This is a genomic window from Phascolarctobacterium sp. Marseille-Q4147 (genome assembly GCF_017968825.1).
In the GTDB taxonomy this organism is placed as follows: Bacteria; Bacillota; Negativicutes; order Acidaminococcales; family Acidaminococcaceae; genus Phascolarctobacterium_A.
On record NZ_CP072874.1, the window covers coordinates 1,124,667 to 1,148,783 of the forward strand.

General features: G+C 46.9%; 27 protein-coding genes and 2 tRNA genes. 28 read left to right on the forward strand and 1 reads right to left on the reverse strand.

Annotated elements, in window-relative coordinates; translation table 11 throughout:
* Positions 1-124 precede the first annotated feature (124 nt).
* The 16 genes from murI (at position 125) to KAH19_RS05355 (ending at position 11,806) form a co-directional block, all read left to right on the forward strand.
* Positions 125-928: a glutamate racemase gene (gene murI, locus KAH19_RS05280; RefSeq protein WP_210685402.1), complete on the forward strand. Its 804-nt coding sequence runs from the start codon at positions 125-127 to the stop codon at positions 926-928.
* Positions 929-1,193: 265 nt separating this feature from the next.
* Positions 1,194-1,769 carry a Na+/H+ antiporter subunit E gene (locus KAH19_RS05285; protein ID WP_210685403.1) on the forward strand — a complete coding sequence of 192 codons (576 nt, stop codon included), beginning with the start codon at positions 1,194-1,196 and terminating at the stop codon, positions 1,767-1,769.
* A gap of 2 nt (positions 1,770-1,771) precedes the next feature.
* Positions 1,772-2,035 (forward strand): monovalent cation/H+ antiporter complex subunit F, encoded by a 264-nt coding sequence (locus KAH19_RS05290; RefSeq protein WP_021720122.1) that lies wholly within the window; start codon positions 1,772-1,774, stop codon positions 2,033-2,035.
* Positions 2,032-2,493, forward strand: coding sequence for a monovalent cation/H(+) antiporter subunit G (mnhG, locus tag KAH19_RS05295; RefSeq protein WP_210685404.1), 462 nt, complete (start codon positions 2,032-2,034; stop codon positions 2,491-2,493). Before KAH19_RS05290 ends, mnhG begins: the two co-directional genes overlap by 4 nt.
* A gap of 1 nt (position 2,494) precedes the next feature.
* Positions 2,495-2,737: a hydrogenase subunit MbhD domain-containing protein gene (locus tag KAH19_RS05300; RefSeq protein ID WP_009146418.1), complete on the forward strand. Its 243-nt coding sequence runs from the start codon at positions 2,495-2,497 to the stop codon at positions 2,735-2,737.
* Positions 2,737-3,063, forward strand: a complete 327-nt coding sequence (gene mbhE / locus KAH19_RS05305; protein ID WP_009146419.1) for a hydrogen gas-evolving membrane-bound hydrogenase subunit E — start codon at positions 2,737-2,739, stop codon at positions 3,061-3,063. The genes KAH19_RS05300 and mbhE overlap by 1 nt, the downstream gene beginning before the upstream one ends.
* Positions 3,060-3,512, forward strand: a complete 453-nt coding sequence (locus KAH19_RS05310) for an MnhB domain-containing protein (protein ID WP_021720124.1) — start codon at positions 3,060-3,062, stop codon at positions 3,510-3,512. The genes mbhE and KAH19_RS05310 overlap by 4 nt, the downstream gene beginning before the upstream one ends.
* Entirely contained in the window at positions 3,496-3,870 is a 375-nt protein-coding gene (locus tag KAH19_RS05315) for a sodium:proton antiporter (RefSeq protein WP_009146421.1), read from the forward strand. Before KAH19_RS05310 ends, KAH19_RS05315 begins: the two co-directional genes overlap by 17 nt.
* Entirely contained in the window at positions 3,867-5,360 is a 1,494-nt protein-coding gene (locus tag KAH19_RS05320) for a monovalent cation/H+ antiporter subunit D family protein (protein ID WP_009146422.1), read from the forward strand. The genes KAH19_RS05315 and KAH19_RS05320 overlap by 4 nt, the downstream gene beginning before the upstream one ends.
* Complete coding sequence (locus KAH19_RS05325; RefSeq protein WP_210685405.1) at positions 5,357-6,862, forward strand: proton-conducting transporter membrane subunit; 1,506 nt, start codon at positions 5,357-5,359, stop codon at positions 6,860-6,862. Before KAH19_RS05320 ends, KAH19_RS05325 begins: the two co-directional genes overlap by 4 nt.
* On the forward strand, positions 6,862-7,104 hold the full coding sequence (locus tag KAH19_RS05330; protein WP_210685406.1) for a hypothetical protein: 243 nt from the start codon (positions 6,862-6,864) through the stop codon (positions 7,102-7,104). The genes KAH19_RS05325 and KAH19_RS05330 overlap by 1 nt, the downstream gene beginning before the upstream one ends.
* Complete coding sequence (locus tag KAH19_RS05335) at positions 7,097-8,836, forward strand: Na(+)/H(+) antiporter subunit D (protein WP_210685407.1); 1,740 nt, start codon at positions 7,097-7,099, stop codon at positions 8,834-8,836. Before KAH19_RS05330 ends, KAH19_RS05335 begins: the two co-directional genes overlap by 8 nt.
* Before the next feature lie 140 nt (positions 8,837-8,976).
* Entirely contained in the window at positions 8,977-9,849 is an 873-nt protein-coding gene (locus tag KAH19_RS05340; RefSeq protein ID WP_210685408.1) for a DMT family transporter, read from the forward strand.
* A 73-nt stretch (positions 9,850-9,922) separates the two neighbouring features.
* Complete coding sequence (gene larA / locus KAH19_RS05345; protein ID WP_210685409.1) at positions 9,923-11,194, forward strand: nickel-dependent lactate racemase; 1,272 nt, start codon at positions 9,923-9,925, stop codon at positions 11,192-11,194.
* Positions 11,195-11,292: 98 nt separating this feature from the next.
* Positions 11,293-11,718, forward strand: a complete 426-nt coding sequence (locus KAH19_RS05350; RefSeq protein ID WP_009146428.1) for a helix-turn-helix domain-containing protein — start codon at positions 11,293-11,295, stop codon at positions 11,716-11,718.
* Positions 11,719-11,730: 12 nt separating this feature from the next.
* Positions 11,731-11,806: transfer RNA gene (locus tag KAH19_RS05355), tRNA-Thr, on the forward strand.
* A gap of 181 nt (positions 11,807-11,987) precedes the next feature.
* Here the strand turns inward: KAH19_RS05355 and KAH19_RS05360 are convergent.
* Positions 11,988-12,063: transfer RNA gene (locus KAH19_RS05360), tRNA-Ala, on the reverse strand.
* 424 nt (positions 12,064-12,487) lie between these two features.
* Here KAH19_RS05360 and KAH19_RS05365 point away from each other — a divergent pair.
* The 12 genes from KAH19_RS05365 to KAH19_RS05420 all read left to right on the forward strand — a co-directional run bounded on the left by KAH19_RS05365 (position 12,488) and on the right by KAH19_RS05420 (position 23,942).
* Positions 12,488-13,744 carry a M23 family metallopeptidase gene (locus KAH19_RS05365; RefSeq protein WP_210685410.1) on the forward strand — a complete coding sequence of 419 codons (1,257 nt, stop codon included), beginning with the start codon at positions 12,488-12,490 and terminating at the stop codon, positions 13,742-13,744.
* 160 nt (positions 13,745-13,904) lie between these two features.
* Positions 13,905-14,522 carry a dihydroxyacetone kinase subunit DhaL gene (gene dhaL / locus KAH19_RS05370; protein WP_210685411.1) on the forward strand — a complete coding sequence of 206 codons (618 nt, stop codon included), beginning with the start codon at positions 13,905-13,907 and terminating at the stop codon, positions 14,520-14,522.
* Positions 14,523-14,581: 59 nt separating this feature from the next.
* Positions 14,582-15,574 (forward strand): dihydroxyacetone kinase subunit DhaK, encoded by a 993-nt coding sequence (locus KAH19_RS05375; RefSeq protein ID WP_210685412.1) that lies wholly within the window; start codon positions 14,582-14,584, stop codon positions 15,572-15,574.
* A 14-nt stretch (positions 15,575-15,588) separates the two neighbouring features.
* Positions 15,589-16,470, forward strand: a complete 882-nt coding sequence (gene lsrF, locus KAH19_RS05380; protein ID WP_210685413.1) for a 3-hydroxy-5-phosphonooxypentane-2,4-dione thiolase — start codon at positions 15,589-15,591, stop codon at positions 16,468-16,470.
* A complete protein-coding gene (locus tag KAH19_RS05385) occupies positions 16,471-16,788 on the forward strand; it encodes a hypothetical protein (RefSeq protein WP_210685414.1) in 318 nt (105 codons plus the stop codon).
* Positions 16,789-17,694, forward strand: coding sequence for a sugar-binding domain-containing protein (locus tag KAH19_RS05390; RefSeq protein WP_210685415.1), 906 nt, complete (start codon positions 16,789-16,791; stop codon positions 17,692-17,694).
* A gap of 206 nt (positions 17,695-17,900) precedes the next feature.
* Positions 17,901-18,908: an ABC transporter substrate-binding protein gene (locus KAH19_RS05395; protein WP_210685416.1), complete on the forward strand. Its 1,008-nt coding sequence runs from the start codon at positions 17,901-17,903 to the stop codon at positions 18,906-18,908.
* A 73-nt stretch (positions 18,909-18,981) separates the two neighbouring features.
* Entirely contained in the window at positions 18,982-19,863 is an 882-nt protein-coding gene (locus KAH19_RS05400; RefSeq protein ID WP_363186288.1) for an ABC transporter permease, read from the forward strand.
* Entirely contained in the window at positions 19,864-20,658 is a 795-nt protein-coding gene (locus KAH19_RS05405; protein ID WP_021720385.1) for an ABC transporter ATP-binding protein, read from the forward strand. It abuts the gene before it with no gap.
* 238 nt (positions 20,659-20,896) lie between these two features.
* Positions 20,897-21,190, forward strand: a complete 294-nt coding sequence (locus KAH19_RS05410; RefSeq protein WP_009146440.1) for a helix-turn-helix domain-containing protein — start codon at positions 20,897-20,899, stop codon at positions 21,188-21,190.
* Between the two features lie 207 nt (positions 21,191-21,397).
* Positions 21,398-22,603 (forward strand): DUF445 domain-containing protein, encoded by a 1,206-nt coding sequence (locus tag KAH19_RS05415; protein WP_210685418.1) that lies wholly within the window; start codon positions 21,398-21,400, stop codon positions 22,601-22,603.
* Between the two features lies 1 nt (position 22,604).
* The gene (locus KAH19_RS05420) at positions 22,605-23,942 is read left to right on the forward strand and encodes a DUF445 domain-containing protein (RefSeq protein WP_210685419.1); all 1,338 of its coding nucleotides are present in this window, start codon (positions 22,605-22,607) and stop codon (positions 23,940-23,942) included.
* The last annotated feature ends 175 nt before the right edge of the window (positions 23,943-24,117 follow it).

A 24,117-nucleotide genomic window follows, 5' to 3' on the forward strand; every position in this document is an offset into this window, starting at 1 on the left:
AATTGCGGTAAAACAGGCAAAAAACAGGTAAAGAACTTTTCTTTGCCTGTTTTTTATATACGCAAACGTATATAAGTGATATAATTAATGTATTAAAGTATAAAAAATACGGGAGGGTATTTTTATGGATAAAATGCAGCCCATTGGCGTACTTGATTCGGGAGTCGGCGGTCTGTCGGTTTTAAAATGCCTGCATCAGATGCTGCCGCACGAGGATTTTATTTATGTGGGTGATACTGCACGTACGCCTTACGGCACACGCAGTGAACAAGAAATCCGTGGTTTTGTAGGCGAAATAATCGATTGGCTGGCAGCCAAAAACGTTAAGCAGGTAGTCATAGCCTGCAATACGCTGACGATGCTCGGTGTAGACAGTCTGCGGGGGACGCATCCGTTCGGTGTTGTCGGGATGTCCAAGGGGGCGCAGCAGCTGTTGGCGGCCAGTCCGAATAAGAAAATCGGCGTGTTGGCAACGCAGTTTACTATTGCCAGCGGACTGCACAAAAAGGCTATTCTTGCCGCTGATGCGCAAGCGCAAGTTTATCCTGTGGCCTGTCCCAAGTTTGTACCGTTAATTGAAGGTGAGCGCTTTGACAGCCCGGAGCTGCAGCAGGCTATCGCCGAGTATACCGAGCCTTTTAAAAAAGCGGGCGTTGAAGCAGTGATTTTGTCCTGCACGCATTATCCTTTTATCAAAGAACAAATTGAAGCAGATTTAGGACCGAATGTAAAGGTGCTTGACCCGGCGGCTGCCACCAGTGCCGACGCTATCGCAGCACTTAAGGAGGAAGGCCTGCTGCGTACAGAAGGCAAGGGACATCTGCAGGTTTGTTGCACGGCGGATCTGGCAAGAGTTGAGCGCTTGGCAGGCAGAATGCTGCCTGTCGACGAGTGCGACTTTTCTTTAATTGATTTAAAGGAGAATTGATTGCATAACTTTTATTCCGTTCGTAAAAAATAGCAGGAATTTTCTTTTTTATGTCTAATTTATAGTAAATAGGAGTGAGAAGGCTTTCTATTAAGATAGCTTGCTTTGAGAGTTGTCTAAATAGGTATTTATGTTACTAAATGCCGGTTTCATGATACTGTGAAAGCGGTATTTATATTTTCGCAGCTATGTCATCTGTATCGGCAGATGACTGGTTACGCAAATGCTATTATATTCAAAAATAATATAAAGAAAGGTGGTAGCTGTGGAAAAGCAGGGAGTATTGAACGATAAAAAAATTGTAGGCTCGCCTATGGTGCATATGACAGGTCTTGCTCTGGTGCTGTTTGCATTCTGGATGGTTTTGTCAGGCAGAACAGAAACAAAATTTGTCGTATACGGTATCCTCACAGCTGTGGTGACGACTTGGGTTACATACCCGCTTCTGCTGGTCCCGAATAAGGACGGCAGTAAAAAGTATTATGTTTTCGGTTTTTCAATTCCGAAAATGATTATGTACTTTTTCTGGCTGATGTGGCAGCTGGTGCTCGCCAATATTGATGTGTTGCTGGCAACTACAGGTCAGGAGCTGAACATTGATCCTAAGGTTGTCCGCTTCCGCTTCAGAGCTGATAATCCTATGGCATCTGTTATTTTGGCGAACTCAATTACGCTGACACCGGGTACAGTAACAATGAATGTTACCGACGACGGTGTGTATGAGATTCATGCACTGACCGTTGGTGCGGCCGCAGGCGTGCTTGATGGCGGCATGCAGAAAAAGGTTGCCGATTTATATGGCGAAAAATTTGATTTTGCAGTAGTAGAGAGTGAGGAATGATTATGCAGATTATATTTTATATTATGATGGTAGCCATTCTTCTGATCATCGGTACGATGCTGCAACGCTTGTTTAACGGACCGACAATTTTTGACAGAATGAACGCCTTGGGCGTTATCGGTGCCGATACAATTCTATTATTGGTACTTTTCGGCTATATTGACAAACGTCCGGATATGTATGTTGATATAGCGATTTCTTATGCAATTTTAGGCTTCATCGGCTCGCTGATTGTAGCTAAATTTATAGGAGGTAAAAGGATATGATTGAACAATTCGGTTTTACCTCTCCACGCGAAGTTATCGCTGCACTGTTCCTGTTAAGCGGTCTGGTATTCTTCATCGGCTCAGCTATCGGTATGCTGCGCCTGCCGGACTTCTATTCCAGAATCCATGCCTCCGGTAACAGTGAAACTCTTGGCTGTACGCTTTCCTTTATCGGTCTGATGATTTATGAAGGACCTACACTTACAGCGGCAAAGATGGCTTTTGTATTTTTACTTGTTTTTATGGCGAATCCGATCGGCTCGCATATTCTGAGCAAGGCAGCCTATAAATCCGGGCATCCTGTCTGGACACTGCAAAGCAAGGGAGCCAAAAAGCTTGTCGGTCTGGAAAAAGTTGACCACAGTGCTGACGAGCCTGTCGGTCATATCCGCAAGAAGCCTGCAAAAACAAATCGTAATCAGGTACATAAATATCATAAGAAGAAAGGAGATAAATAAAATGGAGATTTATACTATTGAAGCTCTTTTACTTGTCTTCCTGATTCTCATTACCTGTGCAGTTATTTTCTGCAAGGATATTCTTAGTGCTGCGATTATCTACAGTGCGTTCAGCTTCTGCGCTGTGCTGCTGTATCTGATGATGGGTTCCCCTGACGTGGCCTTTACGGAGGCTGTTATCGGTACGATTTCTACCATCTTCTTCGTAGCTTCGTTGAAAAAAATTGATAGGTGGTGTAAATAATGCGTGGATTAGTTGCTGTTATCCTGGCGATTATGACAGGCATGTTTTGCTCTGTCGTAACCTACCTGCCCGAAATTGGTGACGCGAACACTGCGCCTAACCAGCATGTTACTCCGACCTATATCTCCCGTAGTGCGGAGGATACAGGCTCGCCCAATATCGTAACGGGCGTCATCATCGACTATCGTGGCTTCGATACTATGTGGGAAACCTCGGTAATGTTCCTTGCCGGTCTGACAACGGTGCTGGTGCTGACTAGCAATCCGGTAGGACGCAGACCTGAGGAAGAGCCGGAGGATCCGGAGGAAGGAGAGATTATCAAATGAAAGAACCATTTGGCGGTCTTATCCTGAATGTGGCCTTCAGAATGCTGGTGCCGTTCACGATTACCTACGGCATTTACGTTCTCTGCCTGGGTGAGTTTTCTCCGGGCGGCGGCTTCCAGGCAGGCGCATTGCTTTCTGTAGGCGTGCTGCTGGCACGTCTTATCTTGGGCTTTGATACAAAGTTCAATGTCTTAGGCAAAACCTCTGTTGTTCTTGCCGGCGTGGGCACCTTCCTGTATGCTTTTACCGGCTGGCTGACCTTGTTCGGCGGTGCAGACTTTTTCCTGAACTACAATTATATGCCGATTCATATGGAGCCGCAGCATGAAATGCATGCTATGGGCATTTTCCTTATTGAAATCGGTGTTGCCATCTGCGTAATGATGACAATTATTAATCTGCTTGATGCAATCGTGAAAAGGGGTGACGAAGATGGAAGTGCTCAATGAGTTTTTGAAAACAAAAGGCATTTATTCCCTGGTCATGATTCTTTTCTTCCTGGGTGTATATGGCATGGTCCTCAGCAAGAACTATATGAAGAAGCTGATGGCGATGAATGTTATGCAGGTTGCCGTTATTTACTTTTATCTGTGCTTCGCACAGAAGGATGGCGCAATGATTCCTATCCAGAACGGCCTGACAACAGATCCTAATGCTTACATTAACCCTCTGCCGCATGGCCTGATGCTGACGGCAATCGTTGTAAGTCTTGGTACTACAGGCGTAGCAATTGCACTCCTCATGCGTATTAAAGAAATCTACGGTTCTGTTGAAGAAGTAGAGGTATTGAGGAGGGCTAGTAAATGACACAGCATGCTCCCGTCCTAATTGTACTTTTACCTTTGACAGCATCATTGCTGTGTATGTTATTTTCCCGTATCAGCAAGTTTTTAGGCTCCTGGATAGTTATGGCTTCTATCGCAGGTGCCTTTGCCAATGCATGCATCGTACTGCAAAGAGTGTTGGAGTCCGGCGGCAAAACCTGGCATTACTGGATGGGTGGTTGGGAACCGCCAATCGGTATTGAATTTGCTCTTGACCCCTTAAACAGTATTCTGGCTGTTGTGGTAACGTTTATTTCCCTGATGGTTTCGCTTTACAGCCGTCCGTTCGTCAAGGATGAGGATTGGCTGCATGTAGGCGGCTATTATACATTGTTCGGTCTGCTGACGGTAGGTCTTTCCGGTATGATTATCACCGGTGACGTTTTTAACCTCTATGTATATCTGGAGATTATGTCACTTTCCGGTTACGGCTTGATTGCCCTCGGCGGCAGAAAGTCAATGCTGGCAGCCTTCCGTTACCTGTTAATCGGTACCATCGGTGCTTCTCTGTATCTGCTTGGTGTCGGTTATCTGTACGCTATGACCGGTACTCTGAACATGGCTGACCTTGCTGCACGCGTAGTTCCGCATCTGAATTCGCCGCTGTTTGCGATTGCCGTAGCCTGCTTTATCATCGGCTTCGGTATCAAGATGGCGCTGTTCCCACTGCATGGCTGGCAGCCTGATGCCTACACCTTCGCTCATCCGGGCGCTGCTGCTTTTATCGCAGGCTGCATGAGTAAGGCTCCGGCATATGCTTTAATCCGTTTTGTTTACTATATCTTTAAGGTTGATAACCCTGTAGTTCAGAGCGCACTCAACGTTTTGGGCATTCTCGGTGTAGCAGGTATTCTTATCGGTTCTATTATGGCGATGGCTCAGTATGACTTCCGCCGTATGCTGGCATATTCCTCTGTGGCACAGATCGGTTATATTGCAATTGGTCTGGCAATGGGTAATATGTACGGCTTTATCGGCGCCGTGCTGCACGCTATCAACCATGCTTTTATGAAGAGCAGCCTCTTCCTGGTTATCGGCGGTATTGAGTATCGCTTCGGTGAGGTTAATCTGTACCGCTTAGGCGGCATGAACAAAAAGATGACTATCAGTACGATTACCGTGCTGCTGGCTTCTCTGTCTATGATCGGCCTGCCTCCGACCTGCGGCTTCTTCAGTAAATGGTATCTTATGCTTGGTGCCTACACCGGTGCACAGTATTTCTACATCGCTGTACTTGTTATCAGCTCTCTGCTGAATGCAATTTATTTCTTCCGTATTATTGAGCAGATGTTTATACAGCGTGAAGCTTCGCTGACTGAGGTACATCCGCATAAGGGCAAGCTGGGCTTACCGCTTTCCATGGTTATCCCGATTCTCGTCGGCGGTATCATGATTCTGGTACTTGGCTTCTACAGTGTTGACATCGTTACCGATGTCGTTAAGTTAGGATTGCCGGAGGTGTTTCTGAGATGACTATTTTAGATTGCAGACCATTTCTGGCGGTTGGTGTATCTTTTATAGCTGCTGTACTTATCGCGTTCAGCAGACGCTGGCCTAACCTGCGTGAAACCTGGAGCGTTATCGCTTCCGTACTTAAATTCGGTATCATCCTGTCGATGCTGCCTGCTGTTCTCGACGGCAACCAGTATCAATGGACGCTGTGCCAGATTACAGATACTGTAGGCCTGACGCTGCGTACCGATCCGGCAGGCATGATTTTTGCGGTACTGGCTTCGATGCTGTGGGTACCGATGAACTTCTATTCCATCGGCTATATGCGCTGCAATAACGAAAGTGAGCAGACCGGTTACTTTGCTGCTTTTGCTATCTGCATGAGTGCCGTAATGGGCATTGCGATGGCCGAAAACCTGTTGACCTTCTTCATCTTTTACGAGCTGCTGACTCTGGCAAGCTATCCGCTGGTACTGCATAAGCGTAACCAGGAAGCCCTGATGGCCAGCCGTAAGTATTTGATTTATACCTTGATTTCCGGTCAGCTTTTCCTGGCCGGCGTTATCGCCGTTTACTGCATCAGCGGTACGATGGACTTTACTCCCGGCGGCTTCCTGACTACGGATATGGCTCCGAGATGGGTGCTGCAGGCTATCTTCGTACTGATGATTTTGGCCGGTTCCGTAAAGGCTGCGGTTATGCCGCTGCATGGCTGGCTGCCGGCAGCAATGATTGCGCCGACTCCGGTATCTGCATTACTGCATGCCGTTGCCGTTGTTAAAACCGGTGTTTTCGCCGTACTGCGTATCATCGGCTTCGTCTTTGGTCCGAAGCTGTTGGCGGAAATCGGTGTTGTTGATGTATTGGCGTGGGCTGCTGCGGCGAGCATTATTATTTCCTCGCTCATCGCTCTGCGTCAGGATCACTTGAAACGTCGTCTTGCGTTCTCCACTATCGGCCAGCTTTCCTACATTGTTTTAGGCGCTGCGCTGATTTCTCCGCTGAGCATCAAGGGTGCTTACCTGCATCTGGTAGCTCATGCTGTTATGAAGATTACCCTCTTTATGTGCGCCGGTCTGATTATCGCGCGTACACACAGAAACAATATCAGTGAGCTGTATGGCATCGGCAAGAAGCTGCCGGTAACAATGGCCTGCTTCACGATTGCTTCTCTGGGTATCGCCGGTACGCCGTTCCTCGTTGGCTTTGTCAGCAAATGGAATCTGGCACTCGGTGCTTTGCAGGCAGGCAAGCCTCTGTACATTCTCGTCTGGGTTGCCAGTGCACTTTTAGCTGCCGGATATCTGATGCCTGTTGTACAGATGGCATACTTCCGCAAGGACCCACAGGAGGAGTTCCGTGAATATGGCGCTATCAGCTACTCGATGCTGATTCCTATCTGCATTACAACGATTATTGCTGTTGTCCTCGGTATCGTGCCGGATATTTATCCGCACTTCTATGAGCTGGCAACAATGGCCTCCAACGCTATTTGCGCAGGCTGGAATGGAGGTTGGATGTAATGAGCAAGAAAACTGTTTACATGATAGCTGCTGCCGTGCTCGTGCTTTCCGCAATCGGAGAGCTTTGCGGCGTACATATGCACAGTCCTGCGTGGTGGCCGCTGCCGTTTGGCTATGATATTTTCTTCGGCTTCTTCGGCTGCTGGCTGCTGATTATTCTGGCAAAAATTATCATGACGCCGCTGCTGCAGCGTGATGAAACCTATTATGCTGATCCTAAGGGAGGTGAGGACGATGAGTAATCTGCTTCATCCCGGTCTGATCCTCATTGCCGTGGGCGTGATTGCAATGCTCGTGCCGAAAATGCTGCGTAAGTTTATTTTGGCTATAGGTCCGTTCTTTGCCCTCTTTGCTGCACTTTCTATGCCGGTTGGCACAGATTTGAGCATTGAGTTTTTTGGTACAGGCTATCACTTGGGCTATATGTTTGTAGATAAGCTCAGCTACGTGTTCTGCATGATTTTTGCGCTGATGGCTTGCATCGGCGGCATTTATTCCTGTCATAACGAGAACCGCATGGAAGCATTGTGCTCCATGTCCTACGCCGGCTGTGCTCTTGGTGTAACACTGGCTAAGGATTGGCTGACGCTGATTTTCTTCTGGGAAGCACTTGCCGTAACCTCTCTGTTCTTGATCTGGTGCCGCAATACTCCTCAGTCCCGTCGCGCAGGCCTGCGTTATCTTTTGGTGCACATGCTCGGCGGCAATCTGCTGCTGCTCGGTATTTTCCTGAAGGTTGGCAGCGGTGATTCTCTGATTGCCAATCTGTCTAAGGCTCCGCATGACCTTGCTTTCTGGGCAATTTTAATCGGCGTGGCTGTCAATGCGGCAATTCCGCCGGTTAATGCCTGGTTGGTTGATGCTTATCCCGAAGGCACGATTACAGGCAGCGTATTCTTAAGCTCCTTTACAACAAAGGTTGCTGTTTACGCTTTAATCCGTATCTTTGCCGGAACAGATTTCCTGATGGGCTTTGGCTGCTTCATGGCGCTTTACGGTGCAGCCTATGCGATTATGGAAAACGATATGCGCCGTCTGCTCGGTTACCATATTATCAGCCAGGTCGGCTTCATGGTTGCCGGTGTAGGCGTTGGCACGGCAATGGCACTGAATGGTGCTGCGGCCCATGCCTTCTCGCACATCCTGTATAAATCCCTGCTCTTCATGTGTGCCGGTGCAATTATCTATGCAACCGGTATCCGCAAGATTAACCAGCTCAGCGGTATGGCGAAAAAGATGCCGTTCGTGGCTGTATGCTTCTTTGTAGCGGCGTTCTCCATTTCCGGTGTACCGTTCTTCAACGGCTTCATCAGCAAAACGATTACGATTGCCGCTGCATCAGCTGCCGGTTATGATTGGGTATATACACTGTTGGAGCTTGCCAGCATAGGTACTTTCTTATCCATTACCTTGAAGATGGGTTACTTCATCTTCCTGCGTGATGCCGATAAGAATGTGGAAATTAAAAATCATCTGCCGAAGAATATGTATATCGGCATGGGCTTTGGCGCAGCGCTCTGCTTCCTGTACGGCGTATATCCGGATCTGCTGTATCGCTATCTGCCGTTCGGTTATCCCGATTACCAGCCGTTCACTGCAGCACATATGCTGAGTTACGTAGAAATTCTTGTCGTAACCATGGTGCCGTTTATGATGTTCCTGCCGCGCATGGAGCCTCATACAGCGCTCAGCCTCGATACAGACTGGTTCTACCGTAAGCCGATTGATTTTATTATCGTACGCATCAGCATGCTGCTGTGCGCAATCAGCGGCGGCCTGGGCGGAGCCTGGGGCGTTCTGTACGAAAAGTTTATGGATCTTACGAGCAATCCTATGGATTTCCTCGATGCCAAACCGTTCCGTAAACGCACGCATTATAATCCTGAAAACTACCGTACATCTATCGCTGACCCGATGATGATTACCTTGACGGTGTTGGTAAGCAGCATTGCTTACTTTATTGCTACGTTGTAAAATGCTTTTAAGAGCTGTCGCACGCAGGTGCGGCAGCTCTTTTATGTAGTCTTTTTAAAGTACAATTTATTTTGTCTTGTAAATATTCTTATTAGGTGTTATATTATTGATAATCATCATATATGAAAGAGGTTATCGGTATGCTTAAGGGTATATTTTTAATTATATGTGCCGCAACCTGCTGGGGAATGGGCGGTGTAGCAGGACAGTATTTGTATCAATATCATCAGGCAGATATGATCTGGCTTTGTATGGTACGTCAGATTTTGGCAGGCTGTATGTTCCTGCTTTTTGCGGCCTTTGTGCAGAAGCAGGATATCTTTGCTATTCTTAAGGCAGATACCTGGAATATTATTGAGTTTTCGTTTTTAGGTATCTTGGGCGCGCAGCTGGGTTTTTATTACACCATCGGTTTGTGCAATGCGGCGACGGCGACGGTTTTGCAATACATGGCACCGCTTTATGTAATGCTGTGGATGAGCTATAAGTCAAGAAAAATTCCTGACGTACGTGAACTGATAGGCATTGTCGGCGCACTTGTTGGTGTCTTTCTTATCGCAACGCACGGCAGTCTGGATAGCCTGGCGATTTCGCCAATGGCATTGACAATCGGTGTATTGTCTGCGCTTTCCTATGCATATTACAGCATTAAGCCGGGCCAAATGCTCAAAAAATATACTGCGGCAACGCTTATCGGCTGGGGCCAGCTTATCAGCGGCGTGGCATTGATTATCTGGCGTAATCCCTTTACGCCTGCAGGTCATTGGGATATGAGCGGTTATTTGGCTTTTGCGTATCTGCTGTTGGGTGCGACTATTGCGAGCTATGCATTTTATCTGTCAGGTTTGAAAATTGTCGGCCCTACCAAGGCGAGCCTGATTTCCTGCGCCGAGCCTTTGGCTTCTATTATCTCCGTAGTTTTGCTGCTGAACACAAAATTGGCAATGGCTGATTATATCGGTATGGCGTGCATTATTTTTACGGTTTTATTACTTTCACTGCCAAAAAAATAAACATTTTTCATAGCAGATATGATAGAATAGAATTAAGTAAAATTGCTTAAGCTAAGCAAGAGGAGGTACGGAGATGACTGATTATAAGTACAAATATGGTCATGGCTACAAGGAGTTTTCTCTGCCGGAGAAGCATGTCCTGGGCGAACTGAAAATGAAGCAGATGCCGCCGCTGGAGAATTTAAAAGCAGCTGTTCTGGATGCTTTGTATCATCCTATCGCCAGCGCACCGATTGATGAGCTGGTGCAGCCCGGAATGAAAATAGCCTTTATCTGTAACGATTCAACCCGTGTTGCCAACACGCATTCCTTTATACCCATTTTGGTTAACGAAATGAATAAACTGGGCGTTAAGGATGATGATATGCATATTGTCTTTGCTTTGGGTACACATCGCTGCATGAGCCACGAGGAAATGATGGAGCAGGTCGGCGAGGATGTTGCCAAACGCCTGAAAATGTATAACAGTGACTGTCATGTGCAGGACGACTTTGAGTATTTCGGCGAAACAGAGCATGGCACTCCTGTATGGCTTAATAAGCATGTTTGCGATGCTGACCTGGTTATTTTGACCGGTACCGTTGTTTACCACTTCTTCAGCGGTTTTGGCGGCGGACGCAAGGCTGTGCTGCCCGGTGTTGCAGCTATGGAAACGGTTCGCAAGAACCATAGCCTGATGATGAGTCCGGAGGCAAAATTAGGCAAGCTGCATGGCAATCCTGTATACGATGATCAGGTTGAGGGCGTGCGTCTTTTTGCCAAGGAGCATAAGATGTTCCTGTTCCATTCTATTTTGGATGCGCAAAAGCAATTCCTGAAGGTTTTTGCCGGTGACTGGTATGAAGCACATCTTGAGGCCTGCAAATTTGTCGAGCAGGTTTACGGCGTACCTATCAGCGAGCCTGCGGATGTAGTTATTGCCAGCTGCGGCGGTTATCCTAAGGATATCAATATTTATCAGCTGCAAAAGACAATGGATAATGCCTGGTGTGCTGTTAAGGATGGCGGCGTAATCATTATTCTCGGTGAATGCGAAGAAGGCAGCGGCAGTGCCGCTCTGGAAAAGGCATTGGAAGAAAATCCTTCTCCAGATGCTATTAAGGCGGAGCTGGAAAAGAATTTTGTCATCGGTGCGCATAAGGCTTTTGCTATCACCCGCCTGATGAAGAAGGCGCATTTTATACTTGTTTCCGCTTTGGATAAAGAGCTTGCCAAAAAATTGCTGTTTGAATCTGTGGATGATGTAGATGCGGCTATGAAGCTGGCAGAAAAATATGTCGGCAAAGATTATAAGGTTTTACTGATGCCGCAGGGCAGTCTGACAGTGCCTGTGTTGAAAAAATAAAATTTTATAAAAAAATAAATGACTCTTGCCTTTTACGATGATATCATATATAATTGTAATGTTATTAGTATGTGATTAAGTAGAAGGGGAGAACGTTTGTGAAGTTAGATATTGATTATAAGGCTATAGGACTGAGGATAAAGGCCGCTCGTGCCAGAAAAGGATTAACTCAGGGAAATATAGCTAATCTAACTGGTCTGTCAACTCCGCATATCAGCAATATAGAAACCGGTAATACTAAGCTTGGCCTGCCTACAATTATTCATCTGGCTAATGTACTGGATGTTTCTGTGGACGAGCTGCTGTGTGACAACATTCATCACAGTGAGCAGATTTACTGCAATGAGCTGGCTGACTTGGTTAAGGATTGTTCCGTAGATGAACTGCATATTATTTCTGAATTAGCAAAGGTCATCAAGAAGGCCGGTATTAACAGTGCCAAGAAGGTCAGAAAGCGCCGTACTAAGGCAGAGATGGCAGCAGCTAAGGCAGCTGAAGAAGCTGCAATGCAGATGGAAATTTAATATAGCTTATGTGCTACTGTAGCTCAGCTGGTAGAGCAACTGATTCGTAATCAGTAGGTCGCAGGTTCAAATCCCGTCAGTAGCTCCATTAAAAAATCAAGCACCCATGCGGGTTTCGCGTGGGTGCTGTTTTTGTGCGCGGGTAAAAAATAATACTTGTTGGTTGCAATTTGGTTTCAATTTCGCTTTGCGGTAACAGAGAATTTTGCTAGAAAATAGATGCTCTGCAATAAAAAAGCCGTTGGTAAAACCAACGGCTTAGTAAATTCTGGTGGAGATAAGCGGGATCGAACCGCTGACCTCTTGAATGCCATTCAAGCGCTCTCCCAGCTGAGCTATACCCCCATATTATATATCTATCTTACAAAAGAGAGCGGTGTTTGTCAAGTAAGCAAAACATTATAAGTCAGTAATTTAGCGTGTAAACAGAATTGTTTTATATAGTATAAGAAAAACAAAACAGGTCTGTTTTTAAATTTACTATATAATTAAAATGCTTGCTTGTGGCTATGATGTAAAATAAAAGCAGAGAATCTGCGGGGATGCGACAGGCGCTTTGAAAAATATATTGTGCATAATTTATTTGGAAAGATTAAATAATGATATAAGCAGAAAATCAGTCAAAAATTTGACTAAATGCGTGAAAAGTATTAAAATATAAACGTTGTATTAGCTTCGTAAAAAATAAAAGCATAGCAGTTTAATAGATATTAAAAATAAAAGGAGTATCAGGATGAGTCAAAATTTCTTGGAGCGATGTAATGAGAAAATGCAATCAATATATGATTGTTGCGGAAAAAAAGTAAACGAATTGTATGCTAAGCTGGCAGAAGAAGTGCAATCATTATATAATCACTGTAAAGCACAGGCAAGCGAACTGGTTGCCAAGCTGTTAGAAAAAGTGCAGTTATTATACAATGGCTGTTTAGAAAAAATAGTTGCGATTGTTGCTCAGGTGAAGGCCGTAATAGCTGTTGCCGCAGCTGTTGCAAAAATTCAACTGACTATGCTTGAGCGTCGCGTGCGTCTGCATGTTATGAGCATTGTGAATAAGCTGCAGGCTAAGCAGCAGGAGATTGTCGGACGTATGAAAGCACGCTATCATGCGCTGCTCAGTACTTGGCGCCGCAATCAGCATTTTACCTTCTGGTTTATTCCGGCAGACGGTCAGAATATCGCTAAAACCCATGTAAAAAAGACTCATTTGAAATATGCTTTGACAGCAGTTGCTTCATTCCTTGTTTTTGTGTCTTGTACTATAGGTGTACTGGCTCATTTTGCTGTGCAAAACGAGCAGCAGAAGCAGGAGCTGGCTGCTTATAAGCAGACTAAATCCGAGCAGGAGCAGACTATCAGACAATTACGCCTGATGGCAGAAACCAACCAGAAAAAGCTGGCAGCTTTGTCTAAGCTGGAGGACCAGGTGCGCAGCCAGATGGAAAAAAGCGGTGCACAGCTTCCTCCTAAGAGCAATGCTTCCGATTATGCAGGTCAGGGCGGTCCTGTATTGGGTTCCGCTAATCCGGCAAACATTGTACTGGAGCAGGAAAAAAACATTGGTCTTGAGGCCGATGCGAAAAAAGTTGATTTGGAAAATTTGCTGAGCGCTATTGAAGCTGAGAACTATCGTCGTGAGGTTACTCCGAGCCAATGGCCTACCAGCGGTGGCTATATTTCATCTTCTTTCGGCGGTCGTGCTAATCCCTTCGGCGGTTATGGCCGTGACTGGCATCCGGGAATTGACATTGCTACTGATTATGGCGAGCCTATTTATGCAAGTGCGGCAGGCTATGTGCAGCAGGCAGGCTGGTATGGCGGTTATGGAATTTATGCACGTATAAACCATGATTATGGCTATCAGACAGCCTATGGTCATATGAGCCGAGTTGTCTGCCGTGCAGGACAATATGTGAAAAAAGGCGAGATTATCGGTTATGTCGGCAGCACCGGTTACAGCACCGGTCCGCATCTGCATTTTGAAGTTATTCATTATGGCGAGCAGGTTGATCCTTCCAGCCTGATGTAATTGTGACTGATAAGTAAATATTGAAAATCTTTAAGTTCGTCGTACTTAGTGCGGCGAACTTTTTTTAGCAGAAGAAGAAGAAGAAATAAATTTCAGAAATATCGTTTACATATGTTCTGACAAATGCTACAATGAGAATAACGAAAGGAGCGGATAAATTATGCTTACTTTAGAAATGCTGGAAAAAATGCTTTTGGCAGCAGCAGTTGAGCTTGAAGAAAAAAGCAAAATGCTGTGCGAGCTGGACAGCGTAGCCGGAGACGGTGACCATGGCGTTACTATTGCGCGTATGGCAGAGTCCATGAAAAAGAAAGTAGAAGCACATGACAGCGCTAATATTAAAGACCTGCTGGATGATTTGAGCATGGCTTTTATGAACAGCAACGGCGGCAGTGCGGGACCTTTATGGGGAACTGTTTTTGGCGGCTTTGCTGATGCTGCCCCAGAGGATGCCAAGGAGGTTTCTTTGGAGGAGCTTCACGCTATGCTGGCTCAGGCTAAAGAGGATTTTGAGGATATTTCCAAGGCTAAAATCGGTGATAAGACAATGGTTGATGCTCTGTATCCCGCACTTGAAGCAGGTATTGCAGCCGAAGGTGATGCGAAGGCTGTCTTTGCGGCTATGGGCAAGGCTGCAGCCGAGGGCGCAGAAAAAACCGCTGATATGGTAGCACGCTTCGGCCGTGCCAAAAACGTAGGTGAACGTAGCCTGGGTACGAAGGATCCCGGTGCAACGTCTATTTCTATTCTGCTGACAGCAATGGCTGCCGCAATCTGATTTGCTGATAAAGCGCAAGCTTAAAAAACAATAAAATAAATAAAAACGGAGGCGTCATTATGCAAAAATTCATTAACAATCCGGAAAATCTGACAAGTGAATTATTGGAAGGTCTGGTGTTATCTAATCCTGATATCATCACTCTGGAGCAGGGAAACCTCATTGTAAACAAGAAATTGGCAGAGGCAGATCGTGTAACCATCGTAACCTTGGGCGGCACCGGCCATGAGCCTGCTATCAGCGGCTTTGTCGGCGAAGGCATGATTGATATTTCTGTTGCAGGTAATATTTTTGCTGCACCCGGCCCTCAGGCTTGCGTAGAAGCAATTAAGATGGCTGATAAAGGTCATGGCGTACTTTTCGTTGTACTTAATCATGCAGGTGATATGCTGACCGGCAACCTGACTATGAAACAGGTGAAAAAACTGGGCATTAATGTTGTTAAGGTTGTAACTCAGGAAGACGTTGCCAATGCTCCGCGTGAAAACGCTGACGACCGCCGTGGTCTGGTTGGCTGCGTTCCTCTGTATAAAATTGCCGGCGCTGCAGCTGCTGCAGGCAAATCCTTGGAAGAGGTTGCTGCTATTGCACAAAAATTTGCTGATAACATGGCAACTATCGCTGTTGCTACCAAGGGCGCTACTCATCCGGCAACCGGTATGGAAATCGCTCATATTGCCGAAGGCACCATGGAAGTTGGCATGGGGCAGCATGGTGAAGGCGGTGGCGGTACCCAACCGATGAAATCTGCTGACGAAACTGCTGCAATTATGATGGACGCTCTGCTGAAGGATTTGGACGTAAAAGCAGGCGAAAAGCTGATGGTTGTTATCAACGGCAGCGGTGCTACTACTCTGATGGAACAGCTGATTGTTTTCCGTGCCTGCCATAAGCTGTTGGCAGAAAAAGGCATTGAGGTTGTGGCAAGTGCTGTAGGCGAAATCCTTACCGTACAGGAAACCGCAGGCTTCCAGATGTTCATTGCGCGTATGGATGATGAGCTGCTTGGCTACTGGAATGCTCCGTGCCGCACTCCGTACTACAGAAATTAAGCAGGTGACTGAATATGGCAGATAAAGAAGGTAATGTACTGGCAAAAGATTATGGTATCGGTATTGCTCCGCCGGAGCGTCCGTTTCCGGTAAAGGGGCACGCATCCGCAGGCTGGGGCATGCAATCGCGTCTGGGACAGATTTTTGCTGATGACGGCCGCACGATTATGCTGGCTTTTGACCATGGTTATATTATGGGTTCTACCGCAGGTCTGGAACGTCTTGATCTGACAATTCCGCCGCTGATGCAATATGCGGATTGCCTGATGGCAACAAGAGGTGCTTTGCGTACCTGCATTCCCGCTAACCATCACAAGGCTGTTGCTCTGCGCTGCACTGCAGACACCAGCGTACTCAAGGACGACATGAGCTTTGGCAATGTGGGCGTAGAAATTGAAGATGCTATCCGCATGAATGCTTCCTGCATGGCGGTTCAATGCTTTGTAGGCTCTGCGGGCGAGCTTGACTCCCTGCGCAATTTGTCTTATTATGTAAATATGGGCGAACGTTTTGCGATTCCTGTTCTCGGTGTTGTAGCAGTTGGCAAGGAGATGGAGCGTACCACGCGTTATTTCTCCCTGGCTACACGTCTGCTGGCCGAAACCGGTGCACATATCATCAAAACATATTATTGTGATAACTTCGAACAGGTTACTGCTGCGTGCCCTGTACCTATCGTAATTGCCGGCGGCAAGAAGATTCCTGAGCGTGACGCACTGGAAATGGCTTATCGTGCCGTAAATGAAGGCGCAGCCGGTGTTGATATGGGACGCAACGTTTTACAGGCTGCCGCACCGAAGGCAATGCTGCGTGCAATCCGCATGGTTGTACACGAAAATGCAACTCCGGAAGCAGCTTACCATGCTTATGAGTTATGGCAGAAGGATGTGGATTAAATGAAAGAATTTATGCATGTCGGCGTACCGACGACTGTTGCAAGAGAAGGCGAGATTTATGCAGAAGGCATAAAGACACATCTCATTACTCCTGATACCAATGAATTTCATATTGAATACCTGCGTTTCGAAAAAGATACTCCGTTGCCGGAAGAGCTGCAGATCTTAGTGCATGTAGCTTATAAGGTTGATGACCTTGATAAGCAGCTGGCAGAAAATAAGGTTATTGTTGAGCCCTGGATGGCTGATGAGCATACCCGCATTGCTTTCATCATGAAGGACGGAATCCTGTTCGAATTAATGGAAGAAGTTAAATAAATGCTATCGGTTCATGAACGGGCACAGCTTGTAGCTGCTGCCCGTTTATATTATGAAAGCAATCTGACGCAGGCGCAAATTGCGCAACGCCTTAATGTGTCACGTCCGTCTGTCAGCAAGATGCTGGCAAGAGCGCGTGAGCTGGGAATTGTGCATATCGAAATCCGTGCCGGAGATGAGGGAAAGGCGGATTTGCTGCAGCGTCTGCAATCTAAATATGCCTTGGCCGGTGGCTGTGTGCTTACAGATGAACAGGACGCATTGACGCAGGCTATGCATTATCTTATGGCTGAAACAACGGCTGACAAGAGCCTGGCGCTGGGCTGGGGTTATGCCTTGGGCGAGGTTGTGCTGAAGGCTGCGGACTGCAGCAGTTATACGCAGGATGGCATGGTATATCCGCTGATCGGTACGGCGAATTTTCCTAATAAGGGTTATCATCCGGATGAGCTGGTGAAAATATGGGCAAGCGCCTGTGGCAGAAGCTGTTATATGTTGGGCTGTAGTGCTTTTCCTGATTCCGAGGAGGAACGCGCCGAGCTGGAAAGCAGGTCGGTCTATCAGCAGCTTCTGCAGCAATGGCAGAGCCTGGATGCTGCTGTTGTTTCCATTTGCGGTTATCCTGCCGTGCCTGATGAAGCAACGGCAACCCGTTTCGGTGACGCGTTGGAGCAGCAAAGGGCCGTAGGCAGCTTTTTATCATATTATTATAATCAGCGCGGTGAATTCATCAGCGGTAATAATGATTACTGTCTGCATATTCCGTTGGCACAGCTGCGCCGTTGCAAGAAGCTGATAGGCATAGGACTGAATGCCGGTAATAAGGCGTTGGTGGGTGCTTTGGCAACAGGTCTTTTTACACATCTTATTGTCAGCGAAGAGCAGGCTAAGGCTTTGCTGAAATAATTTCATTGATGATTGACTGCTTCACACTATAGGTGTGGGGCAGTTTTGCTTTTTACAGCAGAACATGTAACTTTTTATACAGTAAATATACATTGAAAACAGAAATGAGGAAATTTTTTCAAAAAACTTTACAAATAAAGTATAAAAGCATAAAATAACCCTAACTACATTTATACGAAATTTGTAGCATGGAAGGATGGTAGAAAATGATTTCTCTGAAAAGCAACAAACTTAAAGCATTGGCAGCCGGCCTGATGCTGACCCTCGCCTTGGGGGCATTAGGCTGTGGCGGTGACAAAAAGGAAGCAGGTGCAAAGGCTGAAAAGGTTAATGTAGGCATTGTACAACTGGTTGAGCATGAAGCGCTCGATGCAGCTAACAAGGGCTTTATTGACGGTCTGGCATCTAAGGGCTATAAGGAAGGCCAGAACATTACTTTTGACAAACAAAATGCTCAGGCTGACCAATCCAATCTGCAGAACATTGCTCATCGCTTTGTAAACAATAAGGTTGACCTGATTTGTGCTATCGCAACTCCTGCAGCTCAGACTGTAGCCAATGTTACCAGCGATATTCCTATCGTTGCTACTGCGGTAACTGACTACAAAACCGCTAAGCTGGTTAAGGATGACGCTAAACCGGGCACTAATGTAACCGGTACAACTGATATGAACCCTGTTGCCGAGCAGCTGGATTTACTGCTCAAGCTGGTTCCGAATGCTAAAACCATCGGTACAATTTATTGCTCCAGCGAAGTTAACTCCCAACTGCAGGTTGAGCTGCTGAAGAAGGCTGCAGCTGCTAAGGGCATTACCGTAAAGGAAGCAACTGTTTCTACTGTTAATGATATCCAACAGGCTGCCCGCAGTCTGGCAGGTGATGTACAGGCAGTATATGTACCTACCGACAATGTATTGGCATCTGCTATTCCTACTTTAATCAGTGTAACTGAGGAAGCAAAATTACCGGTTATCTGTGCTGAAGGCGGTATGGTAAGAGCCGGCGGTCTTGCAACCCTGGGCGTTGATTATTACAAGCTCGGCTTCCAAACCGGTGTGATGGCTGCTGATATTCTGAGCGGCAAGGCTAAACCGGCTGATATGGCTATTCAGGCACAAAAAGAATTTAAGCCTACCATCAATCTTAAGGAAGCAGCTAAGATTGGTTTGAAGGTTCCTGAAGATTTGCTGAAGGGTGCAGAGGTTATTAAATAATTAAAATTTGGAGCCTGCCGTTAAAAAAGCAGGCTCTTTTTTCGCTAAGAAGATTGGGAGGAATTGGGAAATGATTAGTTTGTTGATACCTACAGTGGCACAGGGCTTACTGTGGGCGTTGATGGCTCTTGGTGTATATGTAACATTCCGAGTGCTGGATATTGCTGATTTGACGGTAGAAGGCAGCTTTCCGTTGGGCGCGGCAACAGCTGCTTCTATGATGGTTGCAGGCTTCGGTCCTCTGGCCGCACTTTTGGGTGCCTGCATTGCAGGTATGCTGGCAGGTATTATAACCGGCATTTTGCATACTAAAATGAAAATACCTGCTCTGTTGGCCGGTATTTTGACAATGATTGCTTTGTATTCCGTTAACCTGCGCATTATGGGTAAGGCTAACTTATCCCTGCTTGGTGTGGATACTACCTTTAAAATTGCCAAGTCTATGATGGACCTGTCAATGGCGCAGACAACGCTTGTTGTCGGTTTGGCTGTAACCGTTCTGGTGGGCTGCTTCATGTACTGGTTCTTTGGTACACAGATTGGCGCTGCTATCCGTGCTACCGGCTTCAACCAACAGATGATCCGCGCTCAGGGTGTAGATACCGACGTAACGATTATTCTCGGCTTGCTCATCAGTAATGCTCTGGTTGCTGTTTCCGGTGCGCTGGTTGCACAGTCCAACGGCTTTTCCGATGTCGGTATGGGTACCGGCACAATCGTTATCGGTCTGGCATCCGTTATTATCGGCGAGGTGCTTTTCGGTACACGCAGCTTTAAAAATTGCCTGATTTCCGTAGTTTTAGGCTCCATTGTTTATCGTATCGTTATTGCCGTAGTATTGGCTATGGGTATGCCGCCAAACGATCTGAAGCTCTTTACCTCTGTGCTGGTGGCAATTGCGTTGTCCATGCCGCTGATTAAAAGTAAATTCGGTGCCAGAAAGGCGGTGCGTTAAATGCTGCATGTAGAACACGTTTCCAAAACATTTTTCCCGGGAACAATCAATGAAAAAAAGGCTCTGCAGGATTTATCTCTGCATCTGGAGCCCGGTGATTTTGCTACCGTTATCGGCGGTAACGGTGCCGGCAAATCTACTACGCTGAATGCGATTGCCGGTGTTTTCCCGATAGATAAGGGTAAGATTATTATTGATGGTGAAGATATTACCAAGAAGCCGGAGCATAAGCGTGCTAAATATATCGGCCGTGTATTTCAGGATCCTATGCTGGGTACTGCTGCCGGTATGATGATAGAAGAAAATCTTTCTCTGGCGGCTCGCCGCGGCGAAACTCCCGGCTTGGGCTGGAGCCTTTCCAGTGATCAGCATGACCGTTTTTATGAGCTGCTGAAGGAACTGGATTTAGGTCTGGAGGACAGAATGACTGCGAAGGTCGGTCTTTTGAGCGGCGGTCAGCGTCAGGCACTTACCTTGCTGATGGCAACGCTGAAAAAACCCAAGCTGCTGCTTTTGGACGAGCATACGGCAGCATTGGACCCCAAAACTGCAGCAAAGGTGCTGGCGCTTACGGAAAAAATCGTAACCCGTGATCAGCTGACAACGCTGATGATTACACATAATATGCGCGATGCACTGCGTTACGGCAACCGCCTGATTATGCTGCATAACGGCAGAGTAATTATCGACGTTAAGGGAGAAGAAAAGCAGCATTTGCAAATAGCCGATTTGCTGGATATGTTTGAAAAGGCAAGCGGCTCCGAGATGGCAAGTGACCGTTTGCTGCTTGGTTGATAGGCTGAATTTCTCGATATGGACACAAGTTTACGATAGGTAAACAAGAGTACCATAAAAAAAGAATTTTAGCATTTCACTAGAAATTTAATAGCTTCATAACTAAAATATAGAGGAAAGTAAATAAAATATACGAAAAAACTCTTGCGAAATCTGAAAAACGTGGTAAACTTTAAATAAGTGCTTTATTAGTTTAAAAAAATTTGTCGCAAGTAAACCGAAAGGCGGTGCTAGGAAATTGCAAGAGGAAATTAAACTTATTGGTCGCAGAATCCGTTTGCTGCGTACCGCAAAAAATCTGACACAAACAGGGTTGGCAAAGGAGATGGGGATTTCCCAGACACACCTGTGTAATATAGAGTGTGGCCGTGTTCCTGTAACTCTGCCCAATCTGCTTAAGCTGCACAGCTTATTAGAGTGCAACATGAGCAGTTTCTTTGTTGATTTAGATGAACAGGCTGATGCCAAAGATAAAGATATCAGCTTGGAAGAAGTTCTGCAAATTGTAAAGTTGTTAAAACAAAAAGGTTAAGCACTTCTGCTTTACGAGGAGAGAGAGAATTTTAAATAGTCGGTGCAAGGTGAGTGAGAGTTCCTTGCACCGACTATTTTTTATGCGTTTTAAAGGTGTTGGATAGCTTTGCTTACTCTGTAATCTGCTTTGTGCTATAATTAAAAATAGCAGGAAAGGAATTCTATAGCATACTATTATAAAGCGTTTGTTGATAGGAGAATAATTATGGCTACAGTAAAAACACAGGCGCACTGCCTGCTGGCCGGCGCCGCAGCTGCCGCTGTCTGCGCCTGGCCTTGGGCGCAGGCCAGTTTGGCGGCTGATTTTATACATCATACGGCATTGGCTGCGACGATTGGCGGCTTGGCAGATTGGTGGGGTGTGACGGCGCTGTTTAAGCGTCCGCTGGGCATCAATGCGCCAGGCACCGATGTACTGCGTAATAATTATGAGCGCCTGACGACAGGTTTGGCGGATTTTGTGAGCAATGATCTGCTGACGGCAGAAAATGTTATGCGGGCTGTCGGCAGAGAAAATTTTGCCAAGCTGCTGTTGGCACATTTTGCGCAGCAGCAGAATGTAGAGCGCCTGTGGCAGACGGTACGTCCGTTGGCGCAGCATGCGCTGCGCTCACTCAATACGAGGCAGGCCGAACAGCTTTTGCTTTCGGAGCTGCCTAAGTATATTGCCAGCCTGCGTATTCCGGAGATTCTGGTGGACGCGCTGCAGAAGGCTGTGGCCAACGGCAGCTTTAACGGTATTTGGCAGCTGCTGACGCAGGAGGCCAAGCAGATTCTGCATAAGCCGGAGTTTACCGCTTTGCTGGAAGGCCTGACGCAGATGGCGGAAGAAGAATATAACAAGGACAGTCTGCTGCGCAATTTATTTGTGAGCGGACAGGCGGCTAAGCTGGCACCGCTTTTTGTACAGGAGCTGGAAAAGGCTTTGGATGCCTTGGCTGATCCTGACAGTGAGCTGCGGCGGCAGGTTGATAATTGGCTGTTGGCGCGTATGGAGGATTATCGTCATGATATTGCTTTTGCGGATTGGCTCAACAGCAAGCTGTCACAGCTGGCAACAGCGAAGGCACTGGCTTTTAAGGAGCTGCTGCAAACGCAGGACGTAGATATTTTATTGACTCTGCTGCAAAAGAGGCTGCAGCTGCTGGCTGACAGCGAGGCGGAGCAGAGCAGGCTGGACGGTGCGTTGAAGGAGCTGCTGCTGCAGGCCTTGGCAATGCAGCATGATACGGTATATGATTTGGTTTTGGCTAAGCTGCAGAGCTATGATAGAGATACGCTAATTGCGAAGATGGAGCAGCGCGTGGGCGATGATTTGCAAAATATCCGCAAGAGCGGCACCTGTATAGGCGGCTTGATGGGAGCGGTGCTGTTTATTATTGCGACGTTGGCAGAAAGGCTGGTGGGGTAGGATGGATAGCCTGAAAAAACATTGGACATATGCAGACAGCGCTTTTCTTGCTTCCGGTGCAATCTATCTGCTTTTCTTATATCTCAGACTGCATTATGCCGGGATGTACATGGGGCATTTCGGCGAGCTTAAGTGGGATTGGCTGATTTTGGGCTACTATATGGCGGAAGCGGCGTTGATTGGTAGCTTTGCGGATTGGTTTGCCGTGACTGCTGTGTTTAAGGTGCCTTGGATATGCCGTCTGCTGCCGTTTATGGCCAAGCATACGGCGATTTTGCCGCGCAGCAGAGAAGGCTTTGTGCGTGGCTGCGGTCAAATGGTACAGCAGGAGTTTTTGACGAAAAAGGCCTTGCTGCTGCAAAAAAAACAGCTGGTAATTATGGATAAATTTATAGCTTATCTGGAAAAGCCGGAAAATAAGATGCGTTTGCAGGGTTTGCTGACCAATTTTGCCGAAGGCGTTCTGCATAAGCTGGATACGTTAGCTTTAAGCAGGCAGCTTGAGGGTAAAATAAAAACAGCCTTAGCTGACGTAGAAGCCAACGAACAGCTTGATAAGCTGTTTAAAGCCTTGGCTGCACAGCGTAGGGATGAGCAATGCTACGAATGGCTGCTGCAGCAGCTGGTTGCGCTGGCGGAATCTCCTGCCATCAGGGAGCGTGTGCACAAAGAGCTGCAAAAGCAGGTGGAGCAGCGTAGCAGCGAAGGCTTATGGAGCAGCCTGAAGCTGTGGGCTGCCAAAAAGCTAGATGTTGTTAATGTTGATGATGCAACAGATGCCATCTGCCGTGCCTTGGTGGGAACTGCTCACCGTCTGCAGGATGACAAGCAGTGGCGCTCCTGGCTGTATGCACAGCTGCAGCGTGTTGCAGGCAGTGTTTATGGTACGCAAGCGTGGCGTGAACTGGTGCAGTCACTGCAGAATCGTGCTTTGCATGATATTTCTCTGCAGTCTGCCTTGAAGCAGCTTTTGGATAATATGATTAAGGCTCTGTGCCGTCCGCTTGCGCAGGAAGGCAGTGCGGCAGCGCAGCCGACGATTCTGCTGCAGGCTGTGCAAGAGGCGTTGGAAACTATTGAAACGGATTTACGTTCCGATGCACAATTTAAGGCTAAGGCAGAGGCGTATCTGCAGCATATACTTGGCTTAGGTCTGCTGCAGGCTCAGACGATGCTGGGCGATATTGTGGAGCGTATTTTGCAGGCAATGGCCGATGAACGTTTGACGGAGATGGTGCGCAGTAAGGTTAATACCGATATGCAGCGTATTCGCCTTAACGGTACGGTTATGGGTGCGTTTTTGGGGGCTATATTTTATCTTCTAAAATGTGCATGGTAGGGAAGGCCGCCGATAAAGCACCGTATGCATTGTCACGAATGCCTTGACGTAGCAGTAGTACGCCGGCGGCATCCGTTCCTCGCCTCCGGTACTTTCTCGCCAGCCTTTGAGATAGAGGAGAAGCACCGTATACTTCGTCACAAATTAAAAGTATGTCGGCGGCATCCGTTCCTTG